We start from the raw sequence: 19,314 nt of genomic DNA on the forward strand, positions 1-19,314 counted from the left end.
TATTAAAAAAGAACAGAAACGATAATGACTGCTTTATTAACGATAATAATTGTACTCTTTGTAGCCGTTGCCATTTGGCAACTGGTAAAGATTTTTGATTTGGCTCAAGTGGATTCGCAAAGTTCACCTGTAGCCACAGACAAAGACAATAAATTAAATGGTTATTTAATGATGGGCTTTTTAGCATTCATCTATATTATAACTATTTTAAGCTTCTGGTATTTAGGCGATTTACCATTAGTGTCTAACTCTGCATCAGAGCATGGTCCTGGGTTAGATAATCTTATGATCATCTCTATGGTAATTATTTTTATTGTTCAGACCATAACGCAATTCATATTACACTATTTCGCTTTTAAATATAGAGGTGAGAAAGGTAAGAAAGCTGTGTTCTATGCGGATAACAATACCTTGGAATTTATCTGGACAATTATCCCTACAATAGTTTTGGCAGGTTTAATCATTTATGGATTATTCACATGGAATGATATTATGAATGTCGAAGAAGAGGAAGATACACTTGTGGTAGAATTATATGCGCAACAATTTAACTGGAAAGCAAGATATGGTGGTGAAGATAATGTATTAGGAAAAGCCAATGTGAGATTGATTGACTTGGATAAGGCCAATATATTGGGTGTCGCTGAAGATGATCCAAACGCGCAGGATGACGTTATTGTAACTGAATTGCACTTACCAGTTGGTCGACCAGTTTTATTTAAAATGCGCTCTCAGGATGTGTTACACTCGGCATATATGCCTCACTTTAGAGCACAGATGAACTGTGTACCAGGTATGGTGACTCAATTTGGATTTACACCAACCGTAACAACTGAGGAAATGCGCCAAAATCAAGATATCATTGAAAAGGTTCAAAATATTAATCAGATTAGAACAGAAAAGAGTAAAGAGTTAACTGCAAATGGCGAGGAAGCATTAGAGCCTTACGAGTTTGATTACCTCCTACTATGTAACAAGATCTGTGGAAAGTCGCACTACAATATGCAGATGAAAATCATTGTAGAGACACAGGAAGAATATGATGCTTGGATGGCAGAACAAACGACCTTTGCCAAATCATTAAACTAAAATTAGAAATCATTTTAAGCAATAGATAAAGAGATTATGTCAGCAACAGTAGATACACACGGTCACGACGATCACGACGTACATCATCACAAAGAAACTTTTGTAACTAAATACATATTTAGTCAAGATCATAAAATGATTGCTAAGCAGTACCTTATTACAGGTACGATTATGGGAGTTATTGGTGTTTTAATGTCCATAATGTTCCGTATGCAAATTGCTTGGCCAGAAAAGCCAAATGTATTATTTGAAGCCTTATTAGGAAAATGGGCTCCAGAAGGCGTTATGGATGCAGATATTTATTTAGCATTGGTAACTATACATGGTACCATTATGGTATTCTTTGTATTAACAGCGGGTTTAAGTGGTACATTTAGTAACCTATTAATTCCATTACAGCTTGGTGCACGAGATATGGCATCAGGATTTTTAAACATGGTGTCTTATTGGTTATTTTTCCTTTCAAGTGTTATCATGGTGATTTCACTGTTTGTAGAAGCAGGACCAGCAGCAGCAGGTTGGACCATTTATCCACCTTTATCTGCATTGCCATTGGCACAAGGAGGCTCTGGTATGGGTATGACCTTGTGGTTGGTGTCCATGGCTATTTTCATAGCATCATCATTACTAGGTTCATTGAATTATATTGTTACAATAATTAACTTACGTACCAAAGGAATGTCGTTTACAAGAATGCCATTAACTATATGGACATTTTTTGTAACAGCGATATTAGGTGTAGTTTCGTTCCCTGTTCTTTTATCCGCAGCATTATTGTTGATTATGGATAGAAGTTTTGGAACATCTTTCTTCCTTTCAGATATATTCATTCAAGGTGAAGTTTTACATTATCAAGGTGGTTCGCCAGTATTATTTGAGCATCTATTCTGGTTCTTAGGACATCCAGAAGTATATATTGTTATACTTCCTGCAATGGGTCTGGTATCAGAAATTATGGCATCCAATTCTCGTAAACCGATATTTGGTTATCGTGCGATGATTATGTCCATTTTAGCGATTGGATTTTTATCTACAATAGTTTGGGGTCACCATATGTTCATCTCGGGTATGAATCCGTTCTTAGGGTCTGTATTTACATTTACAACATTATTGATTGCGATTCCGTCAGCAGTAAAAGCCTTTAACTGGATAACTACGATATGGAAAGGAAACCTACAATTGAATCCTGCAATGCTATTTTCAATTGGTTTCGTTTCTACATTTATTACAGGTGGATTAACAGGTATCATTTTAGGTGATAGTGCCTTAGATATTAACGTACACGATACGTACTTCGTTGTTGCTCACTTCCACTTAGTAATGGGTATCTCAGCACTGTACGGAATGTTTGCTGGTATTTATCATTGGTTCCCTAAGATGTTTGGTCGTATGCTGAATAAAAATTTAGGATACTTGCATTTCTGGGTAACAGCAATTTGTGCTTATGGTGTATTTTTCCCAATGCACTTTATAGGTATGGCAGGTTTACCAAGACGTTATTATACAAACTCTAATTTCCCGTTGTTTGATGATACGGCTAATGCTAACGTTATAATTACAATGTTTGCTATTGTTGGTGGTATTTTCCAATTGGTGTATTTATGGAATTTCTTCTATTCAATTTTCTATGGAAAGAAAACGGTACAGAATCCATGGAGATCTACGACTTTAGAGTGGACAGCGCCTATAAAGCATATTCACGGTAACTGGGAAGGAGCTATTCCTCACGTTTATAGATGGCCTTACGATTATAGTAAACCAGGGCACGAAGACGATTTTGTGCCTCAGAATGTGCCATTATATGATGGTGAAGAGGAATTACAGCATTAAAATTCCCGTGAAAACGGGAATCTCATAAGAAATTGAAAAGACCTTTGGATTGATATAATATTCCAAAGGTCTTTTTCTTTATATTTGATTATTGTGAAATAACTAGATAAGATTCCCGTTTTCACGGGAAATGCTATGAACGAAAACCTAAACCCATCCAACGATAATTTCAGCCCAGAAGAGCTAGATGTCGAAAGAAAGTTAAGACCTTTAACTTTTGAAGACTTCACAGGTCAGGATCAGGTATTAGAAAATTTGCTGGTTTTTGTTCAAGCGGCTAACCTTAGAGAAGAGGCATTAGATCATACACTCTTTCATGGGCCTCCAGGATTGGGCAAAACCACCTTAGCTCATATCTTAGCTAACGAATTGGATGTTGGTATAAAAGTTACCTCAGGACCCGTATTGGATAAACCAGGAGACTTAGCAGGACTATTAACAAATCTCGAAGACAGAGATGTTCTTTTTATTGATGAAATCCATAGACTAAGTCCAATTGTTGAAGAGTATTTATACTCGGCAATGGAAGATTACAAAATTGATATTATGATTGAGTCTGGCCCAAATGCCAGAACTGTTCAAATCAATTTGAACCCCTTTACTTTGGTTGGTGCCACGACCAGATCAGGTTTGTTAACTGCTCCGATGCGAGCACGCTTTGGCATTAGCAGTCGCTTACAATATTATAAAACAGATTTATTGACTACTATTGTACAGCGAAGCTCATCCATTCTAAATGTACCAATAACCATGGAAGCTGCTATTGAAATTGCAGGTCGTAGTAGAGGAACACCACGAATCGCTAATGCCCTTTTGAGACGTGTAAGAGATTTTGCCCAGATAAAAGGTGATGGAAACATTGATATAAAAATCGCCAAGTTTGCCTTGGAAGCATTGAACGTTGATGCCCATGGCCTTGACGAAATGGATAATAAAATTCTTTCTACCATAATAGAAAAGTTTAAAGGTGGTCCAGTAGGTATTACTACTTTAGCTACTGCCGTAAGTGAAAGTTCTGAAACTATTGAAGAGGTTTACGAACCCTTTTTAATTCAACAAGGGTTCATTATGCGAACTCCAAGAGGACGTGAAGTTACAGAACTGGCATATCATCATTTAGGAAAAATCAAAGGACCTTCTCAAGGTGGTTTGTTTTAATTGTGAAATTGTCCTTTTATCGAAAATTTTAGCACCTTACATTACTTCAACTAATTTTTTGTGATTTAATCTATTTGAATAAAAAATCAATATAGCTGATTTTATATTTGATTGTAAATAACCATTCAAATCATGAAAAATCTACAACTTAATGCGATAGTTGTATTTACTTGCCTATCGCTTACATCTTGCTTTTCAGATAAAGATGATTATGAAAATGTTTCAAACGGACTAGAACTAGAAAACCGCATTATAGATCTTTATGGTTCGACTTCAGTATTAATTCAACCTTTGGAAACAGATTATAACGCTATTCCTAACGACATCAATAACCCTATTACAGAAGCCAAGGTGGAGTTGGGTAAATTATTGTATCACGAAACAATGATTGCCACAAATGCGAATATGGATGAAGGTATGTACACTTATTCTTGTGCGAGCTGTCATCATGTTGATGCAGGGTTTCAAAGTGGTATAAGACAAGGCATTGGTGAAGGCGGATTGGGATTTGGGATTTATGGAGAAAGTAGAATCAAAAATCAAAATTATGCTGAAGCAGACCTGGATATACAACCTATAAGATCACCCAGTGTTTTAAACGTAGCTTTTCAGGATGTCATGTTATGGAATGGACAGTTTGGTGGTGTGGGTTCAAATGAAGGTACTCAATCATCGTGGATTGTTGGTACACCAAAAGAAGTTAATAATTTAGGTTTTGAAGGGATAGAAACTCAAGCCATTGCAGGTTTAGATGTCCATAGATTAGTTATTGATTCGGAAGAAATTATAAACTCATCCTATAAGGAACTTTTTGATAATGCTTTTCCAGAAATAGCTGTTGAAGAACGTTATACAAAAATCACAGCTGGTTTAGCAATTGCAGCTTATGAGCGTGTTTTATTGCCCAACCAATCACCATTTCAAAAATGGTTAAAAGGAGATACTAATGCGATGAATAATGAAGAAATTGAAGGTGCTAAAGTCTTTTTTAATAAGGGACAATGTTATACCTGTCATTCAGGACCTGGTTTTAACGGTATGGATTTTCATGCATTAGGAATGAAGGATTTGGAAGGTCCTGAGGTAATGACCGTAGTTGATGATGCAACAAAAAAAGGACGTGGTGGTTTTACAGGAAACCCAGATGATGATTATAAGTTTAAAACACCTCAATTATATAACTTAAAAGGATTGCAATTTTTTGGGCATGGCGGAAGTTTTAGTTCAGTTAAAGAAATAATCGAATACAAGAATGAAGCCATTGCTGAGAATACTGAGGTGCCTGCAAATAAATTATCTCCGTTTTTTGAACCATTAAACCTAACTGAAACCGAAATTGATCAGTTAACATTGTTCATAGAAAACTCGCTGTATGATGATAACCTAATGCGCTACGTTCCGGAATCCTTACCATCAGGAAATTGTTTTCCTAACGCAGATTATATGTCATCTTCAGATTTAGGGTGTAATTAAAAACATTATTGTAGTTTAGTTCTTTTAAACTACAATTGAATACAACAAAACATACACAACTCATAAAAGCCGAAGCGAAACGCCTTGGCTTTTTGTCTTGTGGCATTAGCAAAGCTGAATTTCTGGAAGAAGAAGCACCAAGGCTAGAAGCATGGCTCAACAAGAACATGCATGGCGAAATGCACTATATGGAAAACCATTTTGATAAGCGTTTAGATCCAACATTGCTTGTGGAAGGTTCAAAAAGTGTGGTGTCTTTATTGTTGAATTATTACCCTTCAGAATTTCAGAATGAAGATTCGTACAAGCTATCCAAATACGCTTACGGTACAGATTATCACTTCGTCATTAAAGACAAATTAAAATCCCTTTTACAGTTTATTCAAGAGGAAATTGGAGAAGTTCATGGAAGAGCTTTTGTGGATTCAGCACCAGTATTGGATAAAGCTTGGGCAGCAAAATCGGGTTTGGGTTGGGTTGGAAAACATTCTAATTTATTGACGCAACAAGTGGGTTCGTTTTACTTTATTGCCGAATTGATTATTGATTTAGAACTGGATTACGACACACCAGTAACAGACCATTGCGGCACTTGCACGGCTTGTATAGATGCTTGCCCAACGGAAGCCATAACAGAACCTTATGTTGTAGATGGAAGTAAATGTATTTCTTACTTCACCATTGAGTTAAAAGATAATATACCAACAGAATTTAAGGGGCAATTTAACGATTGGATGTTTGGTTGCGATATCTGCCAAGATGTTTGCCCTTGGAATCGATTTAGTAAGTCACATAACGAACCGTTATTTAACCCTCACCCAGAATTACTATCCATGACCAAAAAAGATTGGGAAGAGATTACGGAAGACGCGTTTAGAAAGGTATTTAAAAAATCTGCTGTTAAACGCACTAAGTTTTCGGGACTAAAACGTAATATTAAGTTTTTGAAAGACTAGCTTGTTTTGTTGACTCTCTAATTATTAATTCTGTTTGTAGCTCAACGGTTTTAAAGTTTGGCGGTAAGTTTTCTTTTTTCTTTTTAATCTCTTTATATAAGAGTTTAAATGCCGTTTTACCCATTTTATAACCTGGCTGGTCAATTGTGGTTAATCTTGGGTTGATAACGGAAGACATAAACCAATTACTAAAGCCTACTATAGAGATATCATCAGGTATTTTAATACCCATCTCATTAAACTTGGTAATGGCACCTATTGCAACTAAGTCCGTATTTATAAAAATACCATCAACATCCTTATGGTCTTTTAATAATTTTTCTGCAAAATATTTTCCCTCGTCAAAGCTCATATCATCTAAAATATATACCAGTGAAGGATCATATGGAACATTATTATCTACTAAAGCTTGCTTATATCCAAGAAACCGGTCTATAGAATTTTGTGGTAGCAAAGGGCCTCTAAAATGTGCAATACGTTTGCAACCATTATCAATTAAATGTTGGGTTGCTGTATAAGCTGCTTTTCTATCGTTAATAATAACCTTAGAGCAATTAACAATTTTTGCAATCTTATCAAACATAACTAATGGAACATCTTGAACCATTAAATCATTAAGATGCTTAAAGTCTCCTGTTCCGTTGGCAAGTGATATAAGGACTCCATCAACCCTTTTACTCAATAATAAATCTATTTGTTTCTTTTCAAGTTCATAAGATTCATTTGATTGGAGTATAATTACTAGATATCCTTTTTTTTCAGCTTGAGCGATAATGCCTTTAATTACGCTCGAAAAAAAATGATGCACAACTTCAGGAACAATTAAACCAATCGTTTTAGATTCTTTAGTTCTCAAAGTCACGGCAAAAGCGTTGGGTTTGTAGTTAAGGGTTTCAGCCAGCTCTTTTACCAAACGTTTTGTCTTTTTACTAACGTCTGGATAATCTTTCAATGCCTTGGATGCAGTTGTAATACTTATACCTAGGGTTTCTGCTATTTGTTTTAGGGTTACTGGTTTCATAAAACAATGATATTAACTTAAAGTCTATTTATCACAAAGTTACACAATCGAAAACGTTTTCGGAAAATCGAAATCGTTTTCGATTGCAAATTCTCAATATTTTTTATGTATAAATGTAGATTTGATAAAAATTAAATCACTTAACTAATAATTAAACAACTAAAAGAGATGAAATCGATTAAAAACAAATTGAGTTTACTGCTTGTTTTTACCATGGTATCATTTTTAGTTTCTGCGCAATCCAATATTTCGGGTACTGTGCAAGATTCTGAAGGCATGCCACTACCAGGTGTAAACATAATTTTAGACGGAACTACAAATGGTGCTGTTTCTGATATAGATGGAAACTATACCATAACAAATGTAGAAAATGGTACTTATACCTTAACCGCTTCGTATTTGGGTTTTACAACATTCAAAAAATCGGTTACCATTGATGGTGCCGATGTTGTAGTAGATGTGACAATGGCTGAAGATGCAGAATCCTTAGATCAGGTTATCGTTACTGGTGTGACCAACCCGAGATCTAGAATTGAGTCTAGTGTATCTGTAACTACAATGAGACCAAAGACCATACAGCAATCTGCACCAAGAACAACAGCAGAAATATTTAGAACAATACCAGGTATTCGTTCTGAGTCTTCTGGTGGTGAAGGTAACTCAAATATAGCGGTACGTGGTGTACCTGTATCTTCTGGAGGTTCTAAGTATGTACAGCTTCAAGAAGATGGATTGCCAGTATTATTGTTTGGTGATATAGCGTTTGCTACAGCAGATATTTTTACAAGATTTGATAATAACATTGGTAGAATTGAGGCCATAAGAGGTGGTTCTGCTTCAACATTATCGTCTAATTCTCCTGGTGCTATAATTAACTTAATTAGCAAAACAGGAAAAGTTGAAGGTGGATCTTTAGCAACATCTTTTGGTTTGGATTACAATTCTTTTAGAACTGATTTTGATTATGGTTCGCCAATAGGTGAAGGACTTTATTTCCACATGGGTGGATTTTACAGGGTTGGTGAAGGCATAAGAGATGCTGGATATACCGCTAATAATGGTGGGCAATTCAAACTGAATTTAACAAAGGAATTTGAAAACGGTTATGTAAGACTTTACGGAAAATATCTTAATGATAGAGCTATTGCTTATTTGCCAAACCCAATTCAGGTAACAGGCACTAATGATGATCCTAATTTTGAAAACATTCCAAATTTTGATGCCAACAACCAAACATTACACACACCATATTTACAGCAAAGTGTTGGTTTGGGAGAAGATGGACAATTAAGAAGCTCTGATATTTCTGATGGGATGAATCCAATTTCAACATCTATTGGTATGGAGTTATCTTTTGATTTAGGTAATGATTACAAGGTTACAAATAACGGTAGATTCTCGTCTAACAGTGGTGGTTTTAATTCACCTTTCCCAGCGAGTGTACAGACTGCCTCAGACTTTTTGGCGAGTGATTTTGCTACCGATAGAGGTTACGATGCTCTTGCTTTTGCAAATGGTGATGGTGCTGTTAATGGTAGTTCAATTATTACACCAGTGGTTCTGTTTGACACAAAATTGAACAACTTCAATAACTTTATGAATGATATTCGTTTAACAAAGAAGTTTGATAATTTCAATATTACCGCAGGATTTTTTAAAGCGATGCAAAATGTATCTATGTCTTGGTTATGGAATTCTTATTTGCTTGAAGGTGTTGGAGATGAAGCAAGGCTTATTGATGCATTGGATACTAACGGTGAACCACTATCGGTAAATGGACTTGTGGGCTACGGAGCAGCATTTTTCGGGAACTGCTGTCAAAGAAATTATGACACGCGTTATAATACTTCTGCACCATATTTGGCGGTTGGTATTGAGGCTTCAGAAAAATTAAATATTGATGCGAGTATCCGTTTTGATAAGGGTAGAGTTGACGGAACATTTTCAGGTCCAGTAACTTCTGTTTTTGATATCAATAACGATGGTGAAATTTCCCAGCCAGAAGAAACAGTACAGTCTATTGATTTGGCAAACCCAACTACGGTAAATTATGATTACGATTACGTGTCTTACTCAATAGGTCTTAATTATAAACTTCAAGATAACCAAGCTGTTTTTGCAAGATACAGTAGAGGTGGTTCAGCCAAAGCAGACCGTATTTTATTTACTGGTTTAGATTTCACGGATAGTGATGCCATTAACGCGTTGGATTTTATAAATCAAGCTGAATTTGGTTACAAAAGAGGCTTTGAGAACGGATCATTATATGCAACATTGTTCTTCGCAAATACGACTGAAGAAGGCGGTTTTGAAGCAACTACCAACAGCGTTATAGAAAATGATTATAAATCGTTTGGTCTAGAAATAGAGGGAACTTATAGAGTCAATGATTTTGGTTTTAGAGGTGGATTAACCTTTACTGATGCAGAAATTACTTCAGGAGATAATGATGGCAACACTCCTCGTAGACAACCAGACTTTATCTACAACTTTATTCCAACTTATAACTTTGGAAATGAAAAACAAAACTCAGTTGGCCTTAGCTTTATTGGTCAGAGCAAAGCATTTGCACAAGACAATAATGAGTTGGTATTACCAGGTTTTGTTATCATAAACAGTTTTATCAATGTAGGTATAACGGAAAACCTAAAAGCAAATCTTTCTGCAAACAATATATTCGATACGTTAGGTATAACAGAATCCGAAGAAGGAAGTATTGTAGAAGGACAGACAAATTTCCTAAGAGTTAGACCAGTACCAGGAAGGTCTATCTCACTAGGATTGAGCTATAGTTTTTAATAAAAATTACTTGAGTAGTCTAAGTAATTAACTTCTAAGTTTGATTGATTGGTGAAAGAGTCAGTGTTAATATTATTTTATCATTGGCTCTTTTTTTAACTATTGATTATAAACAGAGGTTTTAAATAGTATTTTTAAGTAAATCTAAAATTATGGGAAGGTTAAAACCAACACTAAGTTTCTGGCAGATATTTAATATGAACGTAGGATTCTTAGGAATTCAGTTCAGTTTTGGATTGCAACAAACTGCCGTTAATCCAATATTCTCTTTTTTAGGTGCCAGCCCAGAAGACCTACCGCTTCTTAATCTTGCAGGCCCAGTAACAGGATTGATAGTTCAGCCAATTATTGGAGCAATATCGGATAAGACTTGGTCACCAAAATGGGGAAGACGTAAGCCTTTCTTTTTAATAGGAGCAATTATTGGTAGCCTGTGTTTATTTGCTTTTCCATTTAGTCCAGCTTTGTGGTTTGCTGTAGGTCTATTGTGGATTTTAGATGTGGGCAACAATATGGCCATGGAACCTTACAGAGCTTTTGTTGGTGATAAATTACCGAATAAACAATTGAGCTTTGGATATCAGATGCAAAGTTTATTTGTTGGTGCTGGTATCGTTTTGGCAAATGCTTCCATATTTCTTTTTCAAGATTGGTTTGGTGGACAAGAGGTGGTAGATGAAAGTGTAAAGTCCATTCCAAAATGGTTGTACTATTCATTTTTTATCGGAGCAATTTTATCAGTAACTACAATTTTATGGTCAGTTTTAAAAACACCGGAAATTCCGCCAGAGGATGAAGAATTAAAAGAAATAGAAAAACATAAAAGCCTACCGTTAGCAAAGCGCATTAAAACACCATTTCTGGAAATTGTTGACGCTGTAAAGGATATGCCAAAATTTATGTGGAAACTTTCTGCGGTATATCTTTTTCAATGGTATGCACTTTTTATCTATTGGCAGTTTATCTCACCAATGTTTGAAGAGAGTTTAAGCTTTGATAAATCCCAAGCCTTGAGTCAAGCGGCTAAGATGAATACCACCTATAATATTTCAACTATAGTATTCGCATTGGCTTTAGTGCCATTGGCATTAAAATGGGGAGGAAAGAAAGTATATGTATTTAGCTTGTTTTTAACTGGTATCGCCATGTTGTCTATTCCAAATATTCAAGATCCAACCTATGTGTTGTTTCCAATGGTACTTTTTGGAATTGGCTGGGCTGCAATGATGGGAATTCCATATACAATGGTTTCAAAAATTGTCCCTCAAGAACGCCGTGGTGTATATATGGGAATTTTAAATATGATGATTGTGATCCCAATGGGAATTCAAACCTTAACTTTTGGACCAATTGTAAAAAATCTTTTAGGCAATAGTGCTGTTAAGGCAATACTGTTTGGTGGTGTGTTTTTTATTATTGCTGGGTTATTGGCATTACGCTTAAAGCAGCCAGAATCTGAGTTGTACGATGATTTGAGCGAAATAGATATTTTTGATAATAACGAAGAATAAATTTTTGTGAAAGCAAATAATAGAGATATAGATATTTTATGCGTTGGTGAAGTTTTGATTGACTTTATTGGCCATCAAAAAGATGTTTTAATCAACAATACAAGGGATTATCATAGGTACTTGGGCGGCTCGCCAACAAATGTAGCTATGAATTCCGCTAGACTAGGATTAAACGCTAAAATGGTTGCCACGGTTGGCAATGATGGTTTTGGGGAATATATTTTTAAACGACTTAATGAAGTTGGAGTTCAAGCGAGTTCAGTAAAGAAAATTTCTAATAAGCCAACTAGTGTAATTTTTGTTTCAAGATCAAAGAAAACACCGGATTTTATTCCCTTTCGTGAGGCAGATTATTGTATTTCTGAAGATCAAATCTCAACAGAATTATTAAAGGAAACCAGTATTTTTCACACGACCTGTTTTGCTCTTAGTAAAAATCCTGCGCAATCCACCATCTTAAAAAAGGCAGAAGAAGCCTATAACTTAGGGTGTCAGTTAAGCATAGATATTAATTATGCTGATGAGGTTTGGGATAATAAAGATGAAGCGCTTAACGTAATTAAAGCTTACTGTAAATTCAATCCGCTTATAAAAATTAGCGAAGACGATATGCTTAGACTCTTTAAGCGTAGTTTACCTCACAATGAGATTTTTGAATTTTTCCATAATGAAGGCGTGGACACCATATGTTTAACATTGGGAAGTGAAGGAGTTAAACTATCTCAAAAAGGTAAAGGTGTTATACAATTACCAGCTATAAAAGTTGAAAATGTAATGGATGCCACAGGTGCAGGCGATGCATTTTGGTCTGGGTTTTTGTTTGCTTATATAAAAGAAAAACCAACTAAAAAATGTTTAGAAGTAGCCTTACAACTGGCATCTTTAAAACTTCAAAATGTGGGTAGGTTGCCAGATAATATTGATATTCTTTCCAAATTACTCTAAAAATTATGAGTACTAAAACCGCACTGAAAAACAATGGAGTAATGTTCAATGCTTATCCAGATAGTATTGGCAACAAACTAAGCGACACTATTAAAATGTTGCAAAGACCTGAATTTAAGGATGCGTTTTCATTATTCTACATACTACCAACATTTTTCAATAGTGATTTAGATAGAGGTTTTTCCATTATTGATTATAACATCAACAAAGAGTTAGTGTCGGATGCCGATTTAGCAGCATTAGAAAAGTTGAATATTCAATTGAAATTCGATATTGTACTGAACCATCTGTCCGTTGCTTCACCTCAGTTTAAGGATTTGCTCAAAAACGGAAAAGATTCCAAGTACAAAGATTTCTTTATCAATTGGAATAGCTTTTGGGAAGGTCACGGCACAATGAATGACGACGGAATCATAATTCCAAAAGAAGAATTTCTCAATAAGTTATTTATGAGAAAATCAGGTTTACCAATCTTAAAAGTACCGTTTCCTGATGGCTCAAAACAACCGTATTGGAATACGTTTTATCAAAAAATTATATTCAATAAACTAAACACTTCAGATTTAGCAGAAATTCAGGAATTGGACGAAACAGAAAAAGAAGTTGTTGTAAAAAAGGTCAATTCAGCTATTGAAAATAATGCACCTATTAATGATTTAAATTTTCTTAAAAGTGAAGAAACCAATCAGAAAATATTAAATCTTGTCGAAAGAAACTGCACCTATTTAGGACAAATGGACGTTAATGCCAACTCAGAATTGGTGTGGGATTTTTATGAAGAAACCTTGGCTAAGGTAAAGAGTTATGGCTGTGAAGTTTTACGATTAGATGCCTTTGCATATTTGCACAAGGAAGTTGGGCAAACCAATTTTTTTAATGTTCCTGGCACTTGGGATTATCTCAGTAGAATAAAAGGGATAGCGGATAAAAATGATTTAAAGCTATTACCAGAAATTCACGCAGAATACGGCTTATTTTTACATAAAGAAGTAGCTAATCACGGCTACCAAATTTACGACTTTTTCTTGCCAGGATTGATTATTCACACCTTAGAGAAGGGAAGTAATGGAGCTCTTATAAAATGGGCAAACGAAATTATTGAAAATGGTTACAGAACAGTAAATATGCTGGGTTGCCACGATGGTATTCCTGTTCTTGATTTAAAAGGAAAAGAGATTAACGGAATTTACAACAAAGGATTGCTTTTAGATGATGAAATCGAAGACCTAATGAATCTCATCCTTGATCGAGGTGGTCGAGTAAAAAACCTGTATGATTCTGAAGGGAATAAAATTTCGTACTACCAAGTGAATGCTACTTACTTTAGTGCATTAGGTGAAAGTGAAGAGAAATTGTTGTTGGCAAGGGCTATTCAATTATTTATGCCAGGTATTCCACAAATTTGGTATCTCGATTTGTTTGCTGGTGCAAATGATTATGAAGCTGTGGAGCGCGCAGGTGAAGGTGGTCACAAAGAAATAAACCGAACGACACTAACTAATAAGCTGATAGAAGACGGTTTGCAAAAAGATATAGTTTTAAATCAGTTGAAACTAATTAAACTAAGAAACACTTCAAAAGCCTTTAGTGGTGAAATAGAAATTGAGCAAAGCTCATCATTAGATATTAATATCAAGTGGAGGAACAAAAGTCATTATGCTCATTTGCAAGCAGATTTAAAAACGTATAAGTTTGTTATTAGTTGCAATGATGAAGATGATAAAGAAATACGACTTAGTTTTTAATCTTACTTAAAACTAAATCCCATCGAATATTTAAAAGCAAAATTATTATCAAACTTGTCTAAGTTATGAAACCCATAGCGGTAAAAGCCACCAACACCAATTCCCATATAGCCAAGATCAAATAATGGTAACTTTATAAGGTTTTGCAATTCCAATCCGGTTTCTAAAAAAAGTTCTTCTTTGGTTGAGAAACCGATGAGTTGATGATGTTCTGGATTTGATAAACTTCCAATCCCAAAATTATTATGCAATATCACGTCTGGTTGCAAATAACCTTTGTTGTTGAATAAGCGCCCAAAATTATGTGTTGTAAATAGGTGTGCGTATTTATCTGATAAAAACTCATAAGGTGTTACGGTCTGAAAATAATTTCTGACCACAAATCGAAGATCTCTCTCAAAAGCTCCTTCACCAGTGAACACTAAACCATAAGGAAGTGATTTATCTAAATAGCCTAAATCTAGACGATACGTCGTTTTACCTAAGCCTTTCGTGATAAAACTGTGGTCTAATGTAAATCTAAATTTGTTATAGCTAAAATCACCATCTAAGGTGCCTCCAAGTCCGCGAGAATATAAAAAATTGAGTATTGGTGCATCACTGGGCATTCTCCCAATGACTCCAAAACTGTTGACCAATTGCTCTTTTGCATGATAACCAATACCGATATTTAATTCAGAGTTAGTATAATTTGTTACTGGATTTCCATTGTTTAAAAACATATACTCATAAAGCGGAGTAACATCTGCTGTATTAAAACCAAGTGTCCAATTTAGGTTTCTAAAAAGTTTCATATCGGTCGTTATGCTATAAGACTCAATACCATCCATTTGGCTAGCTAAGAAATCACGAAAGGAAAGAATTTCGTTAAACCTATTATCTGACAAGGTTCCTACTTCCTTAAGGTCGTTCATATACTTTAAACTAATGGTAATATCTTTTTTACTTGGAACATTAATCAATAGCTCTCCTCCATACTTCCAAGCATCGTCTTTTAAACCATAGCCAGCGTAACCACCAATTGATACATTTTTAAAGATGTCGTCATTGGTGTAAAGCCCTAATCCTGGCCTATAACCTTCATATTTGTTAGCTATAAAAAATTTAGTAATATCAATATCCACGTACTTTAAAGGATACCGACCCTTCATTAAACTAGGAAGTAAATCAAACATCTTGTCGAGCTTAATCTTTTCACCAATGCTATCTATAAAAACATAGGTGCGCTTTTCATTGGTGTTTAGTGTATCTCTTCGGTTTAGTTTCCAAAATGAATCATTTTTTGAACCTGCATTTTCAGGTAACGTTACAGATACCAACGGAAAATCCTTTTTATTAAGAGAAGTATTGGGTTTAATTTTAGAGAGATAACTTTTACCAATATAGGAAACACTCCCAAAGCCCTCTCCTACATTAATTTCAAAATTCAACTGTTCAGGGAACCAATGTTTATCAGCAACATGCTTATACTTTTGCTGAATCGTAACATCTAATTTACCCGAATTAAACGTTGTAGCATCCACACTTTGCACGGCATATTTATTAGAGTTGATGGTAAGTAAACCTTTTAAGCCTTCAAAATTACGATTGGCCTTAGGCTCAAACGAAATTACAAAAACGGTATCTGTTCCTTGAATATACTCTTGTTTTAGTCTGAATTTATATTTACGCGTACTGCCTTTAGAAATAGGATTTAAATAATTGGTCTCAAACAATTCGATGTGCTCATTATAAAAAGAAAACGGCTGAAAACTATTAGCCAGCATAGCAAACTTAGGATTCTTAAAACCAGAAGACCTGGTGGCAATGACACTATCTTCTGAGAAACGAGGCTTTAAATATTTATGCTTAGCCAACGTTTCAGTGATGAAAAAGTGAGAGCCTTTCATGATACTATCCATTTTTTCTCGTATGGTATCACTTTTTGCTTTTGTTCCTTCTTTTGGCTTACCTAATGTTATGATGATTTTGTCATAAGACTCATAAGTAAATGAATTTAAATTTTCAGGATTGTTTAGTGTCTTATTGGCAACGACTTTCCTAATAATGCGATGTGCAGGGTTTTCACCATCTATAACCACTTCGTTTAACGCGCTAGCTTCAGGCTTCAATCGTATAATCTGAGAAGAAATATCACTTACCCTCAATGTTTTTGTTTCAAAGCCAACATAACTTATAGTTATACTTTCAATAGTTTTTGGTACATAAAATACTCCGTCAATGTCTGAAGAGGTCCCTTTGTAATCTACTTTGCTAAAAAGAATATTTGCAAATGGCACAACTTCTTCTGTAGTATCATTGATAAGAATTAGTTTTTTCTGGGATTGCGCTAAAGTCTTGGTAATGAAAAAAAGAAGTGTTAGTAAAAGGAGGTTTTTCATTGAGATCTTGGTTAGCACAGTACTAATTAACGTAGAATTTTTGAAACTATTGAATTTTCAGACAACTTTCATTATGTATCTTTGTGGCTTAATCCAATTTGAATATGAGCAAACAAAGCAAGCGTATAGAAGCCTTGGTATATCATGCAAAACCTACACCAGGAAAAATTAAAGTTGTACCCACTAAGAAGTATGCCACCCAACGCGACTTGTCACTAGCATATTCACCAGGTGTGGCTGAACCTTGCTTAGAAATAGAAAAGGACGTTAACAATGTCTATAAATACACCGCTAAAGGAAATTTAGTTGCTGTAATCTCTAATGGTACTGCGGTTTTAGGATTGGGAAACATTGGGCCAGAAGCTTCCAAACCTGTTATGGAAGGAAAAGGGTTACTCTTTAAAATATTTGCTGATATAGATGTGTTCGACATTGAGGTAAATACCGAAAATGTTGATGAATTCATTGAAACCGTAAAAAACATTGCTCCAACTTTTGGAGGTATTAATCTTGAAGATATTAAAGCTCCTGAAGCCTTTGAGATTGAACGTCGCCTTAAGGAAGAATTGGATATCCCTGTAATGCACGATGATCAACATGGAACTGCCATTATCTCTGCAGCAGCCTTGTTGAACGCTCTTGAACTTGCTGAAAAAAATATTGAAGATGTGAAAATTGTGGTGAGCGGAGCTGGTGCAGCCGCTATATCCTGTACGCGCTTATATCAATCATGTGGTGCTAAAGGGGAAAATATCGTGATGCTAGACAGTAAAGGCGTTATAAGAAAAGACAGAGAAAACTTAACATCACAAAAAGCTGAATTCGCAACAGACAGAAAAATAGATACTTTAGATGAAGCTATGAAAAATGCTGATGTGTTTATTGGTCTTTCTATGGCAGATATTGTAACTCCAGCAATGCTAAAGTCTATGGCAAAGAATCCCATTGTATTTGCTATGGCGAATCCAAATCCAGAGATAAGTTATCAGTTAGCCATAGATACAAGAGATGATATTATTATGGCCACTGGTCGCAGTGACCACCCTAATCAGGTAAATAATGTGCTTGGTTTTCCTTTTATTTTTAGAGGAGCTTTAGATGTTAGAGCTACTAAAATCAATGAAGCCATGAAAATGGCCGCGGTAAAAGCGTTGTCTAGACTAGCAAAAGAGCCTGTGCCAGAACAAGTTAACTTAGCCTATAATGAAACCCGGTTGACTTTTGGGCGAGATTATATTATCCCAAAACCATTCGACCCTAGATTAATTGCAGAGGTGCCTCCAGCAGTAGCTAAAGCAGCTATGGAAAGTGGAGTGGCAAAAGAGCCTATAGAGGATTGGAGTAAATATAAGGATGCCCTTTTAGAGCGCCTAGGTTCTGATAACAAGTTGGTTAGATTGTTGTTAAGTAGAGCACGTACCAATCCAAAACGTGTTGTTTTTGCTGAGGCAGATCAGTTAGATGTGCTTAAAGCGGCACAGATAGCACATGATGAAGGTATAGCCATTCCAATACTTTTAGGAAGAAAAGATACGATTTCGTCTTTAATGAAGGAGATAGAATTTGAGGCTGAAGTTGAAATTATTGACCCTAAATCTGATGAAGAGCTAGAACGAAAAAATAAATATGCAGAGGCCTATTGGATGCAGAAAAAACGTAAAGGTGTGACCAAGTATTCTGCTCAAAAGATAATGCGAGAGCGTAATTATTTTGCTGCTATGATGGTCAATGAAGGTGATGCAGATGCTTTAATTTCAGGATATTCTGCTAGTTATCCAAAGGTGTTAAAGCCTATGCTAGAACTGATTGGAAAAGCAAAGGGAGTCACAAGGGTGGCAACAACCAATATTATGATGACCCAGCGAGGACCAATGTTTTTAAGTGACACGGCAATAAACATTGATCCAAGTGCAGAAGATTTGGCGAAAATTGCTTACATGACCTCAAGAGTAGCAAAAATGTTGGGTATAGAGCCAATTATAGCAATGACCTCTTATTCTAATTTTGGATCTTCGGATAATCCAGATGCTAAAAAAGTGAGAGAAGCAGTTGATTATCTCCATAAAACATATCCAAACATGGTAGTTGATGGTGAGGTGCAAATGGATTTTGCCCTAAACTCTAAAATGCTTCAGGATATTTTTCCATTTTCCAGATTGGCAGGTCGAAAAGTAAACACACTTATTTTTCCAAATTTAGATTCGGCCAATATTACCTATAAACTATTAAAAGAGTTGAACAAAGCTGAGTCCATAGGGCCAATTATGATTGGTATGGGCAAACCAGTACATATACTGCAACTTGGTGCCAGTGTAGACGAAATTGTAAATATGGTGGCTATTGCTGTAGTTGATGCACAAGAGCGCGAAAAAAAGTTGCAAAGGGAAGCACATTCTTAGTCTAGGC

General features: G+C 35.4%; 12 protein-coding genes. 10 read left to right on the forward strand and 2 right to left on the reverse strand.

All coding sequences use genetic code 11. The features are described from left to right. Positions 1–24: 24 nt before the first annotated feature. The 5 genes from ACQ65V_RS06780 (at position 25) to queG (ending at position 6,506) form a co-directional block, all read left to right on the forward strand. Positions 25–1,089 carry a cytochrome c oxidase subunit II gene (locus tag ACQ65V_RS06780; RefSeq protein WP_430467348.1) on the forward strand — a complete coding sequence of 355 codons (1,065 nt, stop codon included), beginning with the start codon at positions 25–27 and terminating at the stop codon, positions 1,087–1,089. A gap of 36 nt (positions 1,090–1,125) precedes the next feature. Next, the gene (locus ACQ65V_RS06785; RefSeq protein WP_430467349.1) at positions 1,126–2,919 is read left to right on the forward strand and encodes a cytochrome c oxidase subunit I; all 1,794 of its coding nucleotides are present in this window, start codon (positions 1,126–1,128) and stop codon (positions 2,917–2,919) included. Positions 2,920–3,054: 135 nt separating this feature from the next. Beyond that, the gene (ruvB, locus tag ACQ65V_RS06790) at positions 3,055–4,077 is read left to right on the forward strand and encodes a Holliday junction branch migration DNA helicase RuvB (RefSeq protein ID WP_155088701.1); all 1,023 of its coding nucleotides are present in this window, start codon (positions 3,055–3,057) and stop codon (positions 4,075–4,077) included. A 132-nt stretch (positions 4,078–4,209) separates the two neighbouring features. Continuing rightward, the gene (locus tag ACQ65V_RS06795) at positions 4,210–5,550 is read left to right on the forward strand and encodes a cytochrome-c peroxidase (protein ID WP_430467350.1); all 1,341 of its coding nucleotides are present in this window, start codon (positions 4,210–4,212) and stop codon (positions 5,548–5,550) included. A gap of 35 nt (positions 5,551–5,585) precedes the next feature. Further along, complete coding sequence (queG, locus tag ACQ65V_RS06800; protein ID WP_155088698.1) at positions 5,586–6,506, forward strand: tRNA epoxyqueuosine(34) reductase QueG; 921 nt, start codon at positions 5,586–5,588, stop codon at positions 6,504–6,506. Here the strand turns inward: queG and ACQ65V_RS06805 are convergent. Next, positions 6,487–7,527: a LacI family DNA-binding transcriptional regulator gene (locus ACQ65V_RS06805; protein WP_155088696.1), complete on the reverse strand. Its 1,041-nt coding sequence runs from the start codon at positions 7,525–7,527 to the stop codon at positions 6,487–6,489. The genes queG and ACQ65V_RS06805 overlap by 20 nt on opposite strands. A gap of 168 nt (positions 7,528–7,695) precedes the next feature. On the opposite strand from ACQ65V_RS06805, the gene ACQ65V_RS06810 reads away from it, so the two are divergent. The 4 genes from ACQ65V_RS06810 to ACQ65V_RS06825 all read left to right on the forward strand — a co-directional run bounded on the left by ACQ65V_RS06810 (position 7,696) and on the right by ACQ65V_RS06825 (position 14,527). After that, positions 7,696–10,326, forward strand: coding sequence for a TonB-dependent receptor domain-containing protein (locus ACQ65V_RS06810; RefSeq protein ID WP_430467351.1), 2,631 nt, complete (start codon positions 7,696–7,698; stop codon positions 10,324–10,326). Positions 10,327–10,478: 152 nt separating this feature from the next. After that, entirely contained in the window at positions 10,479–11,837 is a 1,359-nt protein-coding gene (locus tag ACQ65V_RS06815) for an MFS transporter (protein WP_155088694.1), read from the forward strand. 6 nt (positions 11,838–11,843) lie between these two features. Beyond that, entirely contained in the window at positions 11,844–12,782 is a 939-nt protein-coding gene (locus ACQ65V_RS06820) for a carbohydrate kinase family protein (RefSeq protein ID WP_162306933.1), read from the forward strand. Between the two features lie 5 nt (positions 12,783–12,787). Continuing rightward, positions 12,788–14,527: a glycosidase gene (locus tag ACQ65V_RS06825; protein ID WP_155088693.1), complete on the forward strand. Its 1,740-nt coding sequence runs from the start codon at positions 12,788–12,790 to the stop codon at positions 14,525–14,527. 2 nt (positions 14,528–14,529) lie between these two features. Here ACQ65V_RS06825 and ACQ65V_RS06830 read toward each other — a convergent pair whose 3' ends face one another. Then, entirely contained in the window at positions 14,530–16,908 is a 2,379-nt protein-coding gene (locus tag ACQ65V_RS06830; RefSeq protein WP_430467352.1) for a DUF5686 family protein, read from the reverse strand. A gap of 104 nt (positions 16,909–17,012) precedes the next feature. On the opposite strand from ACQ65V_RS06830, the gene ACQ65V_RS06835 reads away from it, so the two are divergent. Continuing rightward, entirely contained in the window at positions 17,013–19,307 is a 2,295-nt protein-coding gene (locus ACQ65V_RS06835) for an NADP-dependent malic enzyme (RefSeq protein ID WP_430467353.1), read from the forward strand. The last annotated feature ends 7 nt before the right edge of the window (positions 19,308–19,314 follow it).

This window comes from Winogradskyella ouciana (genome assembly GCF_965284585.1).
Taxonomy (GTDB): domain Bacteria; phylum Bacteroidota; class Bacteroidia; order Flavobacteriales; family Flavobacteriaceae; genus Winogradskyella; species Winogradskyella ouciana.

Coding starts and splice junctions, on each gene's coding strand:
- ACQ65V_RS06780 (WP_430467348.1), top strand. CDS start 25: ATGACTGCTTTATTAACGATAATAATTGTACTCTTTGTAGCCGTTGCC.
- ACQ65V_RS06785 (WP_430467349.1), top strand. CDS start 1,126: ATGTCAGCAACAGTAGATACACACGGTCACGACGATCACGACGTACAT.
- ruvB (WP_155088701.1), top strand. CDS start 3,055: ATGAACGAAAACCTAAACCCATCCAACGATAATTTCAGCCCAGAAGAG.
- ACQ65V_RS06795 (WP_430467350.1), top strand. CDS start 4,210: ATGAAAAATCTACAACTTAATGCGATAGTTGTATTTACTTGCCTATCG.
- ACQ65V_RS06805 (WP_155088696.1), bottom strand. CDS start 7,527: ATGAAACCAGTAACCCTAAAACAAATAGCAGAAACCCTAGGTATAAGT.
- ACQ65V_RS06810 (WP_430467351.1), top strand. CDS start 7,696: ATGAAATCGATTAAAAACAAATTGAGTTTACTGCTTGTTTTTACCATG.
- ACQ65V_RS06815 (WP_155088694.1), top strand. CDS start 10,479: ATGGGAAGGTTAAAACCAACACTAAGTTTCTGGCAGATATTTAATATG.
- ACQ65V_RS06825 (WP_155088693.1), top strand. CDS start 12,788: ATGAGTACTAAAACCGCACTGAAAAACAATGGAGTAATGTTCAATGCT.
- ACQ65V_RS06830 (WP_430467352.1), bottom strand. CDS start 16,908: ATGAAAAACCTCCTTTTACTAACACTTCTTTTTTTCATTACCAAGACT.
- ACQ65V_RS06835 (WP_430467353.1), top strand. CDS start 17,013: ATGAGCAAACAAAGCAAGCGTATAGAAGCCTTGGTATATCATGCAAAA.